Annotated in this window: 15 protein-coding genes and 2 pseudogenes; 11 read left to right on the plus strand and 6 right to left on the minus strand. The window is 54.1% G+C overall.

The genetic code is table 11. The features are described 5' to 3' along the window. Window positions 1-31: 31 nt before the first annotated feature. The 3 genes from ACYZT5_RS07830 to ACYZT5_RS07840 are packed head-to-tail and all read right to left on the minus strand — an operon-like array spanning window position 32 to window position 3,796. The gene (locus ACYZT5_RS07830) at window positions 32-1,378 is read right to left on the minus strand and encodes an NAD(P)/FAD-dependent oxidoreductase (RefSeq protein WP_462050576.1); all 1,347 of its coding nucleotides are present in this window, start codon (window positions 1,376-1,378) and stop codon (window positions 32-34) included. Continuing rightward, a complete protein-coding gene (locus ACYZT5_RS07835) occupies window positions 1,375-2,892 on the minus strand; it encodes an aldehyde dehydrogenase (RefSeq protein WP_462050577.1) in 1,518 nt (505 codons plus the stop codon). Before ACYZT5_RS07835 ends, ACYZT5_RS07830 begins: the two co-directional genes overlap by 4 nt. Continuing rightward, on the minus strand, window positions 2,885-3,796 hold the full coding sequence (locus tag ACYZT5_RS07840; RefSeq protein ID WP_462050578.1) for a dihydrodipicolinate synthase family protein: 912 nt from the start codon (window positions 3,794-3,796) through the stop codon (window positions 2,885-2,887). The genes ACYZT5_RS07835 and ACYZT5_RS07840 overlap by 8 nt, the downstream gene beginning before the upstream one ends. Window positions 3,797-4,428: 632 nt before the next feature. Between ACYZT5_RS07840 and ACYZT5_RS07845 the strand changes: the two genes are divergently transcribed. Next, on the plus strand, window positions 4,429-5,664 hold the full coding sequence (locus ACYZT5_RS07845) for an aromatic ring-hydroxylating oxygenase subunit alpha (RefSeq protein WP_462052212.1): 1,236 nt from the start codon (window positions 4,429-4,431) through the stop codon (window positions 5,662-5,664). Window positions 5,665-5,778: 114 nt separating this feature from the next. On the opposite strand, the gene ACYZT5_RS07850 is transcribed toward ACYZT5_RS07845, so the two are convergent. After that, a complete protein-coding gene (locus ACYZT5_RS07850; RefSeq protein WP_462050579.1) occupies window positions 5,779-6,732 on the minus strand; it encodes a LysR family transcriptional regulator in 954 nt (317 codons plus the stop codon). 448 nt (window positions 6,733-7,180) lie between these two features. Here ACYZT5_RS07850 and ACYZT5_RS07855 point away from each other — a divergent pair, with 448 nt between their 5' ends. From ACYZT5_RS07855 to ACYZT5_RS07885, 7 genes and pseudogenes are all read left to right on the plus strand, one after another. Next, complete coding sequence (locus ACYZT5_RS07855) at window positions 7,181-8,218, plus strand: quaternary amine ABC transporter ATP-binding protein (RefSeq protein WP_462050580.1); 1,038 nt, start codon at window positions 7,181-7,183, stop codon at window positions 8,216-8,218. Between the two features lie 47 nt (window positions 8,219-8,265). Next, the gene (proW, locus tag ACYZT5_RS07860; RefSeq protein ID WP_462050581.1) at window positions 8,266-9,231 is read left to right on the plus strand and encodes a glycine betaine/L-proline ABC transporter permease ProW; all 966 of its coding nucleotides are present in this window, start codon (window positions 8,266-8,268) and stop codon (window positions 9,229-9,231) included. A 68-nt stretch (window positions 9,232-9,299) separates the two neighbouring features. Next, a complete protein-coding gene (gene proX / locus ACYZT5_RS07865; RefSeq protein WP_462050582.1) occupies window positions 9,300-10,343 on the plus strand; it encodes a glycine betaine/L-proline ABC transporter substrate-binding protein ProX in 1,044 nt (347 codons plus the stop codon). An 86-nt stretch (window positions 10,344-10,429) separates the two neighbouring features. After that, entirely contained in the window at window positions 10,430-11,779 is a 1,350-nt protein-coding gene (locus ACYZT5_RS07870) for an MmgE/PrpD family protein (RefSeq protein WP_462050583.1), read from the plus strand. Between the two features lie 48 nt (window positions 11,780-11,827). After that, entirely contained in the window at window positions 11,828-12,862 is a 1,035-nt protein-coding gene (locus tag ACYZT5_RS07875) for a GlxA family transcriptional regulator (protein ID WP_033061684.1), read from the plus strand. A 100-nt stretch (window positions 12,863-12,962) separates the two neighbouring features. Then, window positions 12,963-14,114, plus strand: coding sequence for an MFS transporter (locus ACYZT5_RS07880; protein WP_462050584.1), 1,152 nt, complete (start codon window positions 12,963-12,965; stop codon window positions 14,112-14,114). 150 nt (window positions 14,115-14,264) lie between these two features. Next, window positions 14,265-14,552 (plus strand): annotated as a pseudogene (locus ACYZT5_RS07885) (TolC family protein); the annotation flags it as partial. 337 nt (window positions 14,553-14,889) lie between these two features. Here ACYZT5_RS07885 and ACYZT5_RS07890 read toward each other — a convergent pair. Beyond that, on the minus strand, window positions 14,890-15,927 hold the full coding sequence (locus ACYZT5_RS07890) for a GGDEF domain-containing protein (RefSeq protein WP_462052213.1): 1,038 nt from the start codon (window positions 15,925-15,927) through the stop codon (window positions 14,890-14,892). A gap of 320 nt (window positions 15,928-16,247) precedes the next feature. On the opposite strand from ACYZT5_RS07890, the gene ACYZT5_RS07895 reads away from it, so the two are divergent. Beyond that, window positions 16,248-16,559 carry a hypothetical protein gene (locus ACYZT5_RS07895; RefSeq protein ID WP_462050585.1) on the plus strand — a complete coding sequence of 104 codons (312 nt, stop codon included), beginning with the start codon at window positions 16,248-16,250 and terminating at the stop codon, window positions 16,557-16,559. A gap of 47 nt (window positions 16,560-16,606) precedes the next feature. On the opposite strand, the pseudogene ACYZT5_RS07900 reads toward ACYZT5_RS07895, so the two are convergent. Beyond that, window positions 16,607-16,687: pseudogene (locus tag ACYZT5_RS07900) on the minus strand (LysE family translocator); the annotation flags it as partial. A gap of 102 nt (window positions 16,688-16,789) precedes the next feature. Between ACYZT5_RS07900 and tnpA the strand changes: the two are divergent. After that, window positions 16,790-17,113, plus strand: a complete 324-nt coding sequence (gene tnpA, locus ACYZT5_RS07905; protein WP_462047422.1) for an IS66-like element accessory protein TnpA — start codon at window positions 16,790-16,792, stop codon at window positions 17,111-17,113. Further along, complete coding sequence (gene tnpB, locus ACYZT5_RS07910) at window positions 17,110-17,445, plus strand: IS66 family insertion sequence element accessory protein TnpB (protein ID WP_237142353.1); 336 nt, start codon at window positions 17,110-17,112, stop codon at window positions 17,443-17,445. The genes tnpA and tnpB overlap by 4 nt, the downstream gene beginning before the upstream one ends. Window positions 17,446-17,477 lie beyond the last annotated feature (32 nt).

The following is a 17,477-nucleotide window of genomic DNA, read 5'->3' on the forward strand; positions in this document are numbered from 1 at the left end:
CTTTATTGGAAAAGCCGACGACTTAAACTTGTTAACCTTCTCGCCCGGCCCAAAACTCATGCCAGCGAATAACCGAACTGACGCCCAGTTTCGTTATTATCTTGGGTGGTAGCTTGCTGGGGCCTGGTGCGTGACTGAAGCTATCGAGAAATTCCGAACGCGTACCCGATGCCAACTCCGCAGCCATCACACCTGCCAGGGTGCTTTTCACAGTACCCAGTCCATTTTCGCAGCAAGCCGAGTACAGGTTTTCTTCAATCTCGCCAAATGCCGCAGCACTGTTACGACTTAGGCACAGGCGGCCGGCCCAACTGAATTCCAACGCCGTGGATTTCAATTCGGGAAAGCGCGCATCCAGGGAATGTCGCTGCTCCTTAGCCACCGCAGCTACCCGCTCTGGAGTGACCTGGATACTCGGGTCATAGGTGAACTTTGTCCGAATGACAATTCGCGAGAGACCGTCTGAAGAGATCTTGCGAACGGTCGCGCCCATTGGATCCGCTGGCAGCAAGGCCCACTTGGCTTTGCCCGGCACCTCTTTCCTGAATTCATCATCACTGTACGCCGCCGTCATGGAAGCGTAAGTGAAGACGTGCAGCAGGCGTCCTTGATAATGGCCAAATTCTTCAATGTGCCCGTTAACCCCCAGGATGACCTTGGGTGCGTACACCGTACCGTTATGAGATCGAGCGCTCCAACCGCGTCCCTGCTTGGTCAATTCAACAATCGGAGAGCGTTCGAACAGCGTGATTTTCCCGTCGAGCCCTGCTGCCAGGTCTCTAATGTATTGCGCGGGTTGAATCATCACTGCACCGGGAGTGTAGATTCCACCGTGGTAATAGGTGGACCCGGTGATTTCGCGCATTTGCGCGGCATCAAACATCTCGAACTTCTCGCCAATGCGCTCAAGGGATTTGGCGTAATTGAAGTTCAGCTTCAATCCCCGCTCAGTGGCGGCCGCGTTGATCTTCCCTGAAGGATCGAAGGTGTCCGGTGACATGCCGTACTCGCGTGCCGCCTGCGCAGCAAAATCGATCGCAAAGCGATTTTGCGTGATTTCCATCGCAGTTGCAGACTCACTCGCCACGGAATATTCCCCGGACGACAGACTGTGAGGCACATCGATCATGAAACCAGAGTTTCTGCCCGCAGGCCCCTTGGCGACTTCATGAGCATCGACCACAACAATGCTGTCACCCGGGTGTAACTGTGAAAGTCTGCGAGCGGCGGACAAGCCGGCAAAACCGGCACCGATAATCAGCCAATCCGCCGTCACGTTTCCATCAAGCATGCGGACAGGCGCAGTGCGTGCGGAAATCGCCTCCCAACCTGAAACCCCGGTGTCTACCGGCAGGCGCTTGATGGTATGGGTGCTCATTTTTCGGTCTCTTCGTCCGACCGATCAGACACATCGATCCAGATGGTTTTGATTTCGGTGTACTGGTCATGGGCAAAAATGGATTTGTCCCGACCGCCGAACCCGGACTCCTTGTAGCCGCCAAAAGGCGTCGACGCATCACCCTCGCCAAAGCAGTTGACGGTGACGATGCCGGCACGAATTTCCCGCGACAACTTGATCGCCCGGCGCAAGCTGGCGGTGTAAACCGAGGCCGCCAGGCCGTATACCGTGTCATTGGCCAGTGCAATGGCTTCGGAGATCGTGTTGAACGTGGTGACGGAAAGAATCGGGCCGAAGATCTCTTCCTGAAACAACCGGCTATTCCGATCCACGCCGTCTATCACCGTCGGTTCTACGAAGGCACCGTCTTTGGTTGCGCCGCCATACACGACTGCGAGCTTCCCGGCGGTGGCGTGCTCAAGGTACGACTTCACTTTTGCGAAATGCTCTGGGCTGACCAGCGACCCTACGCGGTTCTGCGGATCGAGTGGGTCACCCATCTTCCATTCGCGGATGTAGGCGCCCATGCGCTCCAGCAGCTCGTCTTTAACAGACGCATGGACGATCAGACGTGACGTCGCGGAGCAGTTTTCGCCCATGTTCCAGAACGCACCATTGACGACATGCTGAGCGACGAGATCCAGGTCTTGGGCATCGTCCATCACCACGGCCGGATTTTTTCCGCCGCATTCGAGCACGATGCGTTTCAGGTTCGAATCGGCGGCGTAATGCAGGAAGCGGCGGCCGGTCGCGGTGGATCCGGTGAAGCTCACCATGTCGACATCGTTGTGCAAACCAATGGGCTCACCGACGTCTTTGCCCGTGCCGGTCACAATGTTGAGTACACCGGCGGGTATGCCGGCTTCAAACGCCAGCTGAGCAACGCGCAACGTGGTCAGCGAGGTTTGCTCGGCAGGTTTAACGATGACCGAACAGCCCGCAGCGAGCGCCGGGCCGATTTTCCAGGCCAGCATCAATAGCGGGAAGTTCCAGGGCAATACGCAGCCCACAACGCCGATCGGCTCCCGGACCACCATGGTCAGCGCGTCGCTGCCCACCGGGGCGGTGTTGTCATAAATCTTATCGATCAGTTCCGCGTGCCAGCGCAGCGTGTGGATGGTGTCCGGCACATCGACCAACTGACACTCACTCACAGGCTTACCGCTATCGAGGCTCTCGAGGACGGCCAGTTCGTGTTGATGGCCTTCAAGCAGGTTCGCAAACTTCAGCAGAACAGCTTTGCGCTCCCTGGGAGAAATCGATCTCCAGCGTCCATCCTCGAAGGCCTCTTTGGCGTTACTCACCGCAAAGTCGACATCCTCGGACGAACAGGCAGCGACGTCTGTCAAAAACTCACCCGTTGCCGGATTGTTCGTGGCGAAGGTTTTGCCAGAGATCGCGGGCTTGAACGCGCCATTGATGAACGCCTTCGATGGCAACGAAATGTCTTTGGCCAGAGCGGCATATTCGGCCTTGCTCAGAAGATCACCCATGGCTGGCTCCCGAAGTAATGTTGGCTACGTTGCGTTTGAGTTCAGTAATGACCGACGCGAAACTCTGCTTTTCGTCCGCTTCAAGTGGCTGCAATGGCAGGCGCACGTTACCGACTTTCAATCCGGCAACTTCGCAGCCGTACTTGATCGACTGCACGAACTTGCCACCGTCCAGGGCATTCATCAGCGGCATCATCGCCGACATGATTTGACGGCCTTTGTCGAAGTTCTTTTCGATCACGCAGGCTTCATAAAGCGCAACGTGTTCCTTGGGCAGGAAGTTTGAACCTGCGCACACCCAACTTCTGGCACCCCAGGCGAAGAACTCAAGCGCTTGATCGTCCCAGCCGCATGACAGGCCGATGTTCGGATACTCGCGAGCGAGCAGATGCACACGCCCCATATCGCCGGAGCTTTCCTTGATGGCAATAACGTTTTTCGATTCGCTCACCCGGGTGAGGTACTCCTCATCCATCGAAACGCACATGCGACCGGGGTAGTTGTAAAGCATGATCGGCAAATTGGCGGCGCGATCGATGGTCAGTGCATGGATCGCGTTTTCCTGGGAGGTTGGCAGCGCGTACGGCGGAGAGGTGACGAGAATGGCGTCCGCTTTGATCGCTTTGGCATCCTTCGCGTACTGAACGGCATCTTCGGTACGAATGGCACCGGTACTGACAATCAGTTGTACTCGTGCGCCGATGACATCTTTGGCGTAGGCGGCCAGCTCAGTACGCTCTTCCGAAGTCTGCGCATAATACTCGCCGGTCGACCCGCCGATAATAATACCGTGCACCTTCGCCTCAATCAGCGACTCCAAAACTTCCGAGTACACATTCCAGTCAATCTCCCCGTCAGGTTTATGAGGAGTTACTGCTGGCGTATAAATACCTTCAAATTTCAAGATAAATTCTCCGAATGCGAGTTACGTGGAAAGATCAACGAGCGCGTCAGCCTTGATGCCTTGAGGCGCGATAAAAACTTCTATGTTTTCACGGGGCTTAGGCTCTGACGTTTAAAGTCTTCGTAAAGAGCAGTTTTGCTGCCTTTCACAAATGACCTCCAGAGGTTGTGTTACCAACTAGTAAAGTGGACTGTTGAATCCAGACTCGCATGGGCCAAGAAGGCGGTCAATAGAGTGTACTTCGGCCGTATAAAGCTAAAAATGGACGCATCACTTGTCGCAGAAAATTAAATATTCTTTAAAATCAATAATTTGAGATTTTGTCGCCTAACCCTTCCCGCCGATCGATAACATTTGATTATGCATTGATAAGAGTAAATGTTTCTTGTTGCTGCACGATTGCCGTCGTAGCCTTACAACAGCGATATTCTATGGACGAATTGGCAATGAAGAATATTCGTACATTCGTCCCATTAGTTAGGAATGGTCTGCTCAGGCTCGAATTAAGATGCTGTAGAAATATTGCTGTTGTTGAGAACAACAGGCCTTACCACGAACTCAAGACCGTTTGGCCTCACCTCGCTGAGCAGGCTGAACGTGTCGCCCCCTTGGTATTTTGGAGTGTGTTGACCGTGAGCACTAAATCGGCAGTTTCAAATCTAATCGCGCAGCGCAAGCCTGACCACGCGCTGCCAGGTGCCCTTTATAGCGATCCAGACGTTTACAGGCAGGATCTGGAACAGATCTGGCACAAAAGCTGGATCTTCGCAGGGCACACATTTGAGCTGGAGAAGTCGGGTCAGTACCTGTCGCTGCAAATCGGCGATTACCCTGTCGCGGTCGTCCGTGGCGGAGACAAACAGATTAGGGCCTTCCACAACTCCTGCCGTCATCGCGGTTCCAAGGTGTGCCCGGAAGCCAGCGGTAAGGTAGCCAAGCTGGTGTGCCCTTACCACAAATGGACATTCGAGTTGGACGGCAGACTGCTTTTCGCCGGGAACATGGGGGACGATTTCGACAAGTCTCAGCATGGGTTGAAGTCCGTGCATTGTGAGGTCGTCGAAACGTACATCTATGTGTGCGTTGCAGATGTCGCCCCAGACTTTTCGTCGTTCAGAAAATCCGTCACCCCTTTCGTTGCGCCTCATAACCTGGACGACTGCAAAGTCGCGTTTGAGTCGAACATCATCGAGAAAGGCAACTGGAAACTGGTTTTCGAGAACAACCGTGAGTGCTACCACTGCGATTGTACTCACCCGGAATTGATGCACTCATTCGTCGACAACCCATCAGTGGGTGGCGCCGGGGGCGATGAAGATCTCGAACTCAAAGAGCACTGGGATCGCTGCGAGGCGGCAGGTCTGCCTAGCCGATTGGTCATGGATGATGAAGGTCGTTTCCGAATGACGCGCATCCCCCTGTTTTCCGGGGCCGTCAGTTACACAATGGATGGCAAGCCTGCGGTCGCTGGCCGGTTGGACACAACCGGTGAAGCTAACATCGGTGCGCTGCTTTATTTCAACTACCCATCAACCTGGAACCACTTTCTGGGCGATCACGCGCTGAGCTTCCGCGTTCTGCCCATCGGTCCGGGCGAGACATTGGTCACTACAAAATGGATCGTCAAGAAGGATGCGCAGGAAGGTGTCGACTACGACATCGATCGCCTGACCAAGGTTTGGCTTGCAACCAATGACCAGGATCGCACCTTGGTTGAAGGCGCACAGGTCGGCGTAAGCTCTCCTGCTTACGAGCCAGGCCCATTGTCGGTGGCCAGCGAAATTGGTGTGTGTCAGTTTGATGATTGGTACTGCAAAACGATGCTTGATCAGCTCAATGACACAATCCCGTTGAGATCTGTCGGCTAAGTGCAAAACTGCCGGTGGTGAGAACCACGAATGATCACCACCGGCCTACCCAAACCTCTCCCCTCCTCGCACCCCGAGTCACTGCTCAGCCAGTACTCCTGTCTTCTAAACAGCTCAGGAAAACTGGGCGAGAATCCAGTCTCGCAGCCGACAACATGCGTCGTCATTGATCCGGTCCTCACGAAATGTCAGATAGTGCTGACTTTCATGGAGAACCACTTCTTCATCGATCGGGCGAATCAGCGTGCCGTTTTCGATCAGGTTTGCAACCAGGTGATTCCATCCGAGGGCTACACCCTGATGGGTCAACACCATGCTAATTACCAGGTTGTAGTCGTTCGCGTTGAAAACGTGAGGGCTGTCGTGGGGGCGTTTTTCGATATCAACATCGTGATAAGCCAGCCAAACGCCCCAGTCAACGTGCTCCGCTACCTGGGATCTGCCATAGGGGCTGAGGTTTAGCAAAACCCCGTCGCGTATTCCTTCCAGGCTGGACAGCTCAGGGTGCTCCTCTTTGTAGCGAGGTGTGCACACCGGGTAGATGACGTCATGAAACAGCGGATAACTGCGGTAGCCATCCTGAATCCTGGCCATCTTGGTGATGAAGATGTCCGGCGTTACACCCGGTTCCATAGACAAAAAGTTTTGAGTGGTGACCAGATTGAGGTCGATGTCTGCGTTCTTGGTAAAAAAACCCGGCAGCTTGGCTGCAAGCCAGAGGGCTGAAAACGCGGGAGAACAGCAAAGCGTCAACGTGCGCTTGCCTGCATTGTTGGTGCGAATGCGCTCCGCCGCCTGGGAAATGTTGACGAAAGATATCTGCGCAGCATCAAAAAAGATGGACCCGGCTTCCGTCAACTCCACTGCTCGCCCCACCCTCTTGAAGAGATCCACCCCAAGGTACGCCTCAAGCTCCCGAATCTGACGGCTAATTGCCGCTTGAGTAACGCACAGCGCTTCAGCCGCACGCGTAAAGCTCTGATATTTGGCGGCGGCGACGAATGACTTTACTGCTTTCAGAGACGGCATTTTCAGCAGCGTCATGTCTGGATCGATGTGCTTAACCATAACCTAGAGTATTGAATATCCGGTTCGGGGCCCTTTGGAGGGCCATTAGGGACGAAATCGGCGAGAGGGTTCCACCTAGAGCCTACGATGGAGCGTAGCTGAAACACAGGGTCCAAGACAGGGCCAGCGGCGGTCGTCTTCGCAACTAGCACTGCCGCAGTCGCAAATTGACATAATTAAATGATTGATAACATGACGTTATTGATTGGCTGGAAGAAATGTTGTTAGACGCTGACTCTATTAGGTAATAACTTGGTTCTCAAGGAACTGCTTAATTCAGCGCCGATAAAACAAAAATAATAAACATCACATAATAAAGAGGATGGTCACAATGACTAATTCCCAACCTTTCTCCCAGCTTGACTGCCCCCACAAGCACCGTCTTAACTGATCAAGACACGTACACCTAAATTCTTGATCTTACGTCGTATTTGCAGCAGGAGGGGTTATGAGTCTTGGTGACGAGATACTCTCGGTAAAAAACATTTACAAAGTCTTTGGTGCTCAGCCAAAGCTCGCGATGGAGATGCTGGCTCGCGGTGCTGATAAGAATGAAATTTTCAGCAAAACCGGTCAAGTCGTTGGCGTTTTTGATGCCAGTTTCTCCGTAAAACGTGGAGAGATCTTCGTCATCATGGGGCTTTCCGGTTCCGGGAAGTCGACGATGGTCCGGTTGTTCAATCGACTGATCGAACCGACCTCCGGAACCATCCATCTCAACGGCCAGGAAATCACCGGTCTGTCGGATGCTGATCTTCTCAGCGTTCGTCGCAAAGATATGAGCATGGTGTTTCAGTCGTTCGCCCTGATGCCCCACATGAGTGTGATCGACAACGTTGCTTTCGGCCTGGAAATCTCGGGTGTCGAGGAAAGTGAACGGCATAAACGTGCACTCGAGGCACTTAAACAGGTGGGGCTCGATGGCCACGCCTACAGCTATCCGCACCAACTGTCCGGCGGTATGCAACAGCGGGTAGGCCTGGCCCGAGCGCTGGCCAACGACCCCGCCATCCTGCTGATGGACGAAGCCTTCTCGGCACTCGACCCATTGATTCGCCACGAAATGCAGGGCGAACTGATCCGCCTGCAGGCAGAACAGCATCGCACCATCATCTTCATCTCCCATGACATTGAAGAGGCTATTCGCATCGGTCATCGCATCGCGATTATGGAGGGTGGCCGAGTGGTACAGATCGGTACTCCACAAGAGCTGCTTTGCAACCCAGTGAACGATTACGTCAAAGCTTTCTTCAAAGGTTTCGATGCCTCGAAGATCCTCAAGGCTGGCGATGTTGCCAAAATTTGCGCAGAGCATCCGTACGCCATGGATCAATCCACGCCTACGCTGCGCGACGATGTACTCCTGCAGGACGTCTTTCACATCGTTGCTGATGCCGTTAATCCAGTTGCCGTGCTGGATCGCCAGGGTGTGTTCAAAGGCACGATCTCCAAGAGCCTACTGCTTCAGACAATGAGCCGACACTAATAGTCTCTATTTGCTGGCTTGCCAGGCTCGGACATTCAGGTGATAACATGAACGAATTCAGTTTCCTAGACCCGTTTCAATCCATCAACGTCCCGTTGGGCCAATGGGTAGAAGTTGCCCTGAATTATTTGGTCCATAACTTCCGCGAGATATTTCGCTCGATAAGATGGCCGATTGACCAAGTACTTAATGGTATTCAGTACGGACTGCTGGCTATTCCTCCGTCAATATTCATTATTATCGCGACGCTCTTTGGCTGGCAGGTAGGCGGAAAAAAAATAGGTATCCTTTGCTTCGTTACTCTTACGCTATTAGGCGTGATCGGCGTATGGAATGACGCCATGATCACCCTCGCTCTGGTGCTCACTTCACTGTTTTTCTGTGCAGTTATTGGCATACCACTGGGTGTCCTGTGTGCCCGGAGTGACCGGCTGGAGATGCTTCTGCGGCCGGTACTCGATGCAATGCAAACACTGCCTGCATTTGTTTATCTGGTGCCTGTGGTGATGCTGTTTGGTATCGGCAACGTACCGGGGGTATTGGTCACGATCATCTTTTCGGTAGCACCACTGGTCAGGCTCACCAACCTGGGAATTCGCCAGGTACCGGAAGACAAGGTCGAGGCGGCCCGGGCTTTCGGATGCACCCCACGCCAGATGCTGAGGCGGGTTCAACTTCCTTTAGCTGCACCGACGATCATGGCAGGTCTGAATCAGGCATTAATGTTGTCACTTTCCATGGTGGTGATCGCTTCAATGATTTCGGTTGGCGGGTTGGGGATGATGGTACTTCGCGGGATTGGCCGCCTTGATATGGGCTTGGCAACCGTCGGTGGATTGGGGCTGGTATTGCTGGCGATTTTCCTCGACCGCCTGACCCAGGCAATGGGCGAACGCAGTAACAGGGCAACCAAAGGTGAGCACTGGTACCAGACAGGCCCGGCGGGTGTCATTTATCGCCTGAAGAGAAAAAACACTGTTACGAAAATAGAAGTCAGTCCCAAAGAAAGCTAACTCCGCTAAGCGGCGCGTCGTGAACCAAAAGAAATGCCAACTTCTTAATTCAGCCAAGGCAAACGATAATGAACTTCACAACATTCGGAATAAAACAGAAATTCATTCATTCTGTGGCGCTTTTCGTACTAGCGGTTTCCCCTGTTTTCGCATCAGCCGCCACGGCGCAGGAGCCCGGAAAAGGGGTATCAATCACCCCAATTTTCCCGTCCATTGCCGAAGAGCGATTTCGCGGAGAGATTGCAATGGCGGGTCTCAAGGAATTGGGCTACGACGTTGAGACTCCTAAGGAAACCGAGTACTCCACCATGATGATTGCGATTGCCAATGGTGACGCTGATTTCTCGGTTCATCTGTGGGAGGAACTACACAAATCTTTCTACGCGAAGGCAGGCGGCGATGAGACGATGGTGAAAACCGGCGATATTATGCCGGGCGTACTTCAGGGCTACATGATCGATAAGAAAACGGCTGATGAGTATCACATCACCTCTATCGATGATTTGAAAAAGCCAGAGATTGCCAAGCTGTTCGATAGTAATGGCGACGGTAAAGCCGACCTGACAGGTTGCAACCCCGGCTGGGGCTGTGAGCTGGTCATTGCCCACCATATGAAAGCCTATGGCTTGGAAAAAACCGTTACCAATAATCAGGGCTCCTATTTTGCCCTGATGGCCGACACCATTGCTCGTTACAAACAAGGAAAACCGATTCTCTATTACACCTGGGTGCCTCAGTGGATCTCCGGTGTTCTGGTCGAAGGTAAAGATGTTGTGTGGTTAACCGTGCCGCGTACGGATCTTCCAGGTGGAAAAAACGATGTCAACACTACCTTTAATGGTAAAAACCTTGGTTTCGCGGTAGACAGTGTCAAAGCGGTTATTAACAAAGAGTTCGCCGAGAAAAATCCGGCTGCCGTGAAGTTCCTGTCTGAAATGCAGATCACTACCGACGATGAAAGCGCGCAAAATCTCAAAATGCACAATGGTGAAAAAAGTGCAGCTGACATTACTCGTCACGCCAAAGAATGGATCGCGGCCCATCGCGCGAAATATGACAGCTGGCTGGTAGACGCACGAGCCGCGGCTAATACCGCCACCGCAAAAAACTAGTCCCTTCATTTAAATCTGCATAAAAAGTTGCCCTTCCCCGGGCAACTTTTTATCCGTTTCGGCGTTCATCATTCAGGAATCATGAAATGCAGCTGTATTCATTCGTCCAGAATTTCAGTTACGAGGACGCGCCCCTGCATACACGCGAGTTGGTTAAAACTTGCCTGCTCGACATCATTGGTGTGGCCGCCGGTGCACGCGACAATCAAACCAGCGTGATGCTAAAAACCTACGCTGACACCCACTACTCTGCCAACAAGCTGTCCAGCCGCCTTTGGTTCGACGGCAGAGCCGTACATCCATTGGGCGCCGCGTATGCAGGCGGTTTCTGCGTTGATAGCCTGGATGCACATGAAGGTCACTTCACCTCCAAGGGACATGCGGGTGCGACCGTAGTCCCGGCCATTGTTGCATTGGTAGACGCGTATCGCAGTCAAGGCAAAGACATCAGCGGCGAGGAATTCCTCAGCGCACTGTGCATCGGTTACGAGACCGCCTTGCGTGCGGGCCAGGCGTTGATGGCCACTGCCCCGGAATATCATGCCTCAGGTGCCTTTTCCGGGATCGGGGTCGTTTGCGCTGGCGCCCGCCTGCTGAAGCTTGATGAAACGACGTTCCGTCATGCGCTGGGTATCGCGGAATACTTTGGCCCAAGGTGTCCGATGATGCGTCTGGTGAGCTTTCCGACGATGTTGCGTGATGCCCACGGCGCCGGGGCGTATGCCGGACTGAACGCACTCCTGATGGCACAGCTCGGAGTCACTGGCGCTCCAGCCGCCACCGTTGAACCTTTGGAGATTTCCACTTTCTGGCAGGACATCGGAACCCGCTGGGAGATCGACGAGCAATATTTCAAACCGTGGCCGGTATGTCGCTGGGCGCAACCGGCACTCACGGCCATGACCGATTTGATGCGAGCACATCCAGTCATCACTGCTGAGTTGATCGAGACCATTGATGTCGAAACATTCCATGAATCTGTGTGCTTGCAGGGGCATTTTCCGAAGAATGCGGACGAGGCCCAGTATGCGCTAGCGTTCCCCCTGGCGGCCTTGATCGTTCGCGGAAAACTGGGCCCTAACGAGGTCACCGGGGACTCCATTCATGCGCCAGACATCTTGAGCATCAGCGAGAAAATAACCCTTCATGAGGCGCCTGACCTGTCCGCCAGGTTCCCGGAGGAAATTCTGTCCCGCGTCACGGTTACCCTGAAAGACGGCACGCGTCTTAAGAGCCCGACCGCGACGGCCAAGGGCGACCCCGGCAACCCTATGTCGAGTGACGAACTCACTGCTAAATACCATCTGCTGGCTGATGACAGTTTGGGAACCACGCTCAGCAATGCCATCAAAAACAGTGTTGAAGCATTGCCCGGTAGTGATGACTGCCAATCATTCTTTGATTTGTTGCTGTCTGCTCCAAAAACCGCTGCCTAGATTTAGCAACGGTTTCTTAGCTATTCGTTCAGGTGTCAAAGAGGATTTATGCCATTCGTATTCGAGAGCGTGCTCAAAGACAAGAACATGGGATACTCCTATACGGCAGAGAAACCAATAAAGCCGCAGGCGGTGACTCGTGTAGCTTTCGTGCTTTTGAACAACTTCTCGATGATGTCGTTCACCGGCGCTATCGATGCGCTGGTGACCGCCAACCTGATTAGCGAGACACCGGCATTTGAGGTGTTGACTGTCGGCATCAAGAGCCGTCTCGTAATGAGCGATCTGGGAATTGCGATTTCGGCAGACCTGGAGCTATCACAACTACCGGATCGTATCGACGTTCTCATCGTCGCCGGTGGATTGCGAGTGAAGCTGATCAGCGACCCGCTATTACGGCGCAAGCTGCGTAACGTCGCCTCTCTTGGCGCGACCATGGGCGGTTTGTGGAACGGGGCATTTTTCCTGGCAGAAGCTCAGCTTATGGACGGTGTCGAATGCGCCTTCCATCCCGATGGGCGAGCGATGATGGAGGATGTTTTTCCCAAGGTGCTGGTTTCTTGTCGAACGCACGTAATCGATCGAAACCGTATCACATGCGCCGGCGCCAGCAGCTCGTTACGCATGATGCTGGAGCTCATCACCGCCAAACAAGGCGTGTCGCTGACCCATGCTGTCGAGGAAATACTCAGTTGCGATCAGACCTCTGAAGTCTCGGGGATATCGACTGTCATCGTGGACTCTGACCCCACCTTGCCACAAACCCTGAAGCTCGCTTTAGAACTGATGCAAAAGAACATCGAAGAGCCGTTATCGATCGACGAGCTGGCAGAATGTGTGAACATTTCCCGACGACAATTGGAGCGTCGCTTCTGTCGTTTCGTGGGCGCCACGCCCACGCGTTACTACCTTGAGCTGCGCTTGACTCGAGCGCGCCAGCTTATTCTGCAGAGCAATCGGCCAATCACCGATATCGCGATTGCGACCGGCTTCTGTAGTTTCGCCAACTTCCATATGCGTTTTCGTGACTTCTTTGGCGTCGCGCCAAGCAGTTATAGAGCAACGTATGAGCGCAGGCGCTAGGTTTTCCGAAACCCCGGCCCGCCAAAAACACACAAGAAACCCGTACTGTCTAAGCCGAACAAACGATGGCTAGCATCATCGATAAGGATTACCGAGAATTATGAATGCGCCATCGCCGGTGTTGGTACCCACGGCTAACCACAGCGAGCGGATGTCTACTCGCATCGCCTTCCTTATCGCGGGTTTACTCATGTCCGCATGGGCGCCTCTGGTCCCATTGGTTAAAGCCCGCGCTGGCCTGGACGATGGTGGCCTGGGGTTGCTGCTGCTTGGCCTGGGCGGTGGATCTATTGTGGCCATGCCCTTCGCTGGTTATCTCACTGCACACTATGGATGCCGCCCGGTCGTCATCTGGGCGACGATTGTCTTGTGTGCCGTTCTTCCGCTGTTGAGCACCGTAGTGTGGCTGCCGGGCCTGGTCATCGCTGTCATTATCTTCGGTGCCTGCATGGGCATGCTTGATTGCGCCATGAACATTCAGTCCGTCATCGTCGAGAAAAACAGCGGGCAGGCACTTCAGTCCGGCTTCCATGGCCTTTACAGCGTCGGAGGCATATTAGGCGCGGGGGCGATGACCGCTCTGCTGACCTTGGGCCTGCATCCGTTGATTGCTGCGCTCTGCATCGTTGCCACCGTTTTGGGAGCGCTTTACAAGGCAGCGCCTGCTTTTCTGACTTATGGCACTGAACGGGGTGGACCCATGTTCGCGGTGCCCAGGGGTATCGTGCTGTTTTTAGGGGCGCTCTGTTTCATCGTCTTCCTCACTGAAGGCGCAATCCTCGACTGGAGCGCGGTTTTCCTGGTCTCGAGCCGAGGGTTAGAGCCGAGCATCGCCGGCTTGGGCTACGCATCCTTCGCCGCTGCGATGACGGTGGGCCGCCTGACAGGAGATGCCATCGTCAGCAAACTAGGCGGCGTGCGCGTCGTTGCGCTTGGCGGACTCTGCGCAGCCGCAGGCATGATCGTGTCGCTTGGAATCGATGGCTGGGCCGCGTCCTTGATTGGCTACGCTCTGGTCGGTGCTGGATGCTCAAACATTGTCCCTGTGCTCTTTACTGCTGTAGGTCGCCAGCAACGTATGCCACAGGCGGTAGCCATCCCCGCTGTCATCTCGATGGGCTACGCGGGGATTCTGATAGGTCCCGTATTTATCGGGGCGGTCGCCCATCTGAGCACCTTGTCATTCGCTCTTGGCTGCGTAAGTGTTCTGCTGGTTTTTGTCAGTGCGACAGCTCGATTACTTCGAAATTAACCGGATCTTTTCAGGCGCGATTGCAGCTTTGGCCATTGAGCTCAATCGTTCAGAAAGCTGGGAGACATCTCGATGGATGTATCACTGAACTCTCAAAGTTGACCTGCCAGGTACGTTCAAGAGGTAAAAGGTGATGCAGTCGTACCCACAGAACTGTCGGGGCTGTTTGACGGTGGTTTGCGCAGTTGGTCGTTCGGCCCAGTGGAGACAGCTCGCCAGGCATTGGCGGCCACCAGCAGTGAAACCTTGAAGCTGGCCAAGGCACTCTATGAGGGCGGCGTAGATAATCACTTGCGGTATCTGGATGCGCAGCGCAGTGCCTTTAACGATCAGTCGACGCTGATCCAGATCAGCACGGAACAGCAGATAGCCTTGGCCAATTTGTACAAAGTGTTAGGCGGAGGGTGGAGTGACTACCGGTGTAGCTGTCAGGCCTGACTTTGTTGTTGCACTTCACGGCGGTCATGCAGCAAGTCTTCAGCGCCTGTTGAAGATACTGGTTCTGCGTCTGGCGCTGGGACAGTAGCGATTTCCAGGTCAGCCAGGCGCGACTTGGCTGACCGGCATCCCACGAATGTGTAGATGCTTTGCATATGAACACGGCTTGATGAACGTCAATCATCCTGCTCGCAGGGAGAATTCAAGTTTATAAAGGGTTTACCTGCGTCATGAGCATTTGACATAACCCATAAGTTAAATGATGTGTCTGAGTGGAACTTCCATAGGTTGTTCATTTCCTCAATCCGTGATTGCAGCTAGAGCCCGAACACCAGTTTCAGTTCACTCGGTTGCGCCCGCTGCGCTTGGCTCGATAGAGCGCATCATCGGCACGAGTCAGAAGGCTTTCCACATCGTCACCCGCTTTGGCGATGGCGACACCAAAAGACGCAGTTACAGTGTCTAGCACCTCATCCGTGCCACGAACCTTGATCCGCAGCGCCTGAATTTTTAGGCGCAGCTGCTCAGCAAAAGTATGAGCACTGGTGAGATCTAAACACTCTTGCAGGACTACACAGAACTCTTCACCACCGTAGCGTGCCGCCAGGGCCTGAGGCGGGATTGAGTTCCGTAACACCTGACCAACATGCTCAAGTACGCGGTCGCCCAAAGGATGGCCATACCGGTCATTGAACTGCTTGAAATGATCGATATCCAACATGACCAATGCCACCCCATGAGGAGCGTTGATCAATGCATGATCCAGCAAACGAGTGAAGGTAGCTCGGTTCAACACCTTAGTCAGACCATCCAAAGATGCAGCCAGTTGGGCTCGCTCGAGCTTGTCTCTCAGACTCTTGATTTCATTTTGCGCTGAGTGCAGCTGGGAGAGGAAAAGCTCTTGCTGATCCCGCATGACCTGGGTGCTCTGTTGCAGCTCGCTCAGGATGGCGGGCAACCTCTGGTCGACCGGCTCCGCGAGCATTTCCATGCAATGCCCAAGACTGGCTTGAAAGTTGGCACTGCCATTCACGCTACGCGAGATATTACGCTCCATGTCGTCAACCAGATTGATCGCTTGTTGTTGCCCTGCGCGCGCCTCCTCCAATTCATCACGAATGATGTAGTCGCGAAAAAGCTTCGTAGCGGATTCTGGAGGGAAACAGTCGAAGTCTTTGACCACCCTGTCCAGATGGCGATTAAGCTCTGGCTCCTGACCTTTGCTGTAGGTGTACCAGAGAGCGTAGTGAACGGGATTTGGTGGAATGTTGTGACGCACCATCAGTGGTACGGCCTGCTTTAGCAGAGCCGCCGCCTCGCGGGAGTCCTCTGGATACATCGCTAGGGCAGTCGCACGCGTCTCTACTTGGCTCATAACGTCACTGTGGTTGGTTTTATTGGCATATATGAAGTCGGGCAGCATATCCTTACCTACACCAAGCAGCCATACATAAGTCCATGAGCGAGACGTCCAGCGAGGTGGCTGCGAGCGCGGACAACCCTTCACCGTTAAGCCTCTGGATAGCAGACGAGCACCATGTTGGAAGAAATTGATGATCCGCCTCTTCTCTTCGACCTGAAATCCTGTGGCTGTATCTGCAGCCCAAATTTTCGACACGATCGATTGGATGTTCCCCAACCGGCCACTGGCCCAGTCGATTACTGGGTGCCTGGTTTCCTAATAGGAGTGACCAATTGCTGACTCGGCCCGACAAAGATGCGCTACGTGCGATGCTGGAATCGCAAGTTCGAGAAAAGCTACAGCACGACCCTGATGCGGTAACGACTTATGCAGCACAGCCTGAACCCGAACGAAAACCATACACCAGTAAGCCCACGGTTCAGGACAAGGCATTTCACAGGGAGCTCGATCAGATGCGTGCGGATGCTGAAGCCGGAGTGATACATAAATCAGTGTGCGAGCCAATGGACGATGGTGAGACTAGCCTTGCGCTCGATGACTACCCTGGCTTAAAAGAGGCAGGCTCTGCATCAAATCAGTGGTGATGTTTTGGCGCCTGTGCTGCGGTAATCGGTACCTAGCCGCCCTCCTCTTATACAGCCTGTCGACGCATGGTCAGGATGGCTGCTCCGAAGCAGATGAACGTCGACCCAACTACCCGGCTGATCCACCGTATGCGTCCGGCCAAGTCATCTACCCAACCCCGCAACGCCAGGACATGGTGTGCACTTAAATTTAAGTGGGCACCAGTTCTAGCCTTTTAAGCGGGTATTTCATGCAGCCAACACGCCGTTCCTATTCCAAATCCTTCAAGGCCCAGGTCATTCAAGAGTGTGCCCAGCCCGGCGCTTCGATTGCCAGCATCGCCCTCAGCCATCGCCTCAACGCAAACCTCGTCCACAAATGGATTCGAGTGCAAGCGCAGAAAAGCACGACGCTTCAACCTGCATTCATCCCATTGCCTATGCAAACAACGGCGCACGTATCTTCATCGAATATCAGCGTTGAGATTCTGCACCCACGCGGCACCGTCAAAGTGAACTGGCCAACCGATAGTGCTGCTGCCTGCGCCGCTTTCCTTCGAGACCTGTTGCGATGATCCGCATCGACGCCATCTGGCTCGCCACCGAGCCCATGGACATGCGTGCCGGCACTGAAACTGCGCTGGCCAGGGTGATTGCGGTCTTCGGTGCGGCGAAGCCGCACTGTGCTTATCTGTTTGCCAATCGCCGCGCGACTCGGATGAAAGTGCTGGTACACGATGGGATTGGCGTTTGGCTGGCTGCACGCCGCTTGAACCAAGGCAAGTTTCACTGGCCAGGCATTCGACAAGGCAGCGAAATGCAGTTGGATACCGAACAACTTCAGGCCTTGGTGCTCGGCCTACCTTGGCAACGTGTTGGCGCTGGCGGTGCAATCACGCTGCTTTAAAAACCGTAATTAGTGCCTCGGCTTGCTGTCGC

Source organism: Pseudomonas sp. LB3P14, from assembly GCF_054898045.1.

What these genes read in the sequence shown, in the direction of transcription:
- ACYZT5_RS07830 (WP_462050576.1), bottom strand. Translation starts at nt 1,378, where the DNA reads ATGAGCACCCATACCATCAAGCGCCTGCCGGTAGACACCGGGGTTTCA.
- proW (WP_462050581.1), top strand. Translation starts at nt 8,266, where the DNA reads ATGAACGAATTCAGTTTCCTAGACCCGTTTCAATCCATCAACGTCCCG.
- ACYZT5_RS07855 (WP_462050580.1), top strand. Translation starts at nt 7,181, where the DNA reads ATGAGTCTTGGTGACGAGATACTCTCGGTAAAAAACATTTACAAAGTC.
- ACYZT5_RS07870 (WP_462050583.1), top strand. Translation starts at nt 10,430, where the DNA reads ATGCAGCTGTATTCATTCGTCCAGAATTTCAGTTACGAGGACGCGCCC.
- ACYZT5_RS07850 (WP_462050579.1), bottom strand. Translation starts at nt 6,732, where the DNA reads ATGGTTAAGCACATCGATCCAGACATGACGCTGCTGAAAATGCCGTCT.
- ACYZT5_RS07835 (WP_462050577.1), bottom strand. Translation starts at nt 2,892, where the DNA reads ATGGGTGATCTTCTGAGCAAGGCCGAATATGCCGCTCTGGCCAAAGAC.
- ACYZT5_RS07875 (WP_033061684.1), top strand. Translation starts at nt 11,828, where the DNA reads ATGCCATTCGTATTCGAGAGCGTGCTCAAAGACAAGAACATGGGATAC.
- ACYZT5_RS07890 (WP_462052213.1), bottom strand. Translation starts at nt 15,927, where the DNA reads ATGAGCCAAGTAGAGACGCGTGCGACTGCCCTAGCGATGTATCCAGAG.
- tnpB (WP_237142353.1), top strand. Translation starts at nt 17,110, where the DNA reads ATGATCCGCATCGACGCCATCTGGCTCGCCACCGAGCCCATGGACATG.
- tnpA (WP_462047422.1), top strand. Translation starts at nt 16,790, where the DNA reads ATGCAGCCAACACGCCGTTCCTATTCCAAATCCTTCAAGGCCCAGGTC.
- proX (WP_462050582.1), top strand. Translation starts at nt 9,300, where the DNA reads ATGAACTTCACAACATTCGGAATAAAACAGAAATTCATTCATTCTGTG.
- ACYZT5_RS07880 (WP_462050584.1), top strand. Translation starts at nt 12,963, where the DNA reads ATGAATGCGCCATCGCCGGTGTTGGTACCCACGGCTAACCACAGCGAG.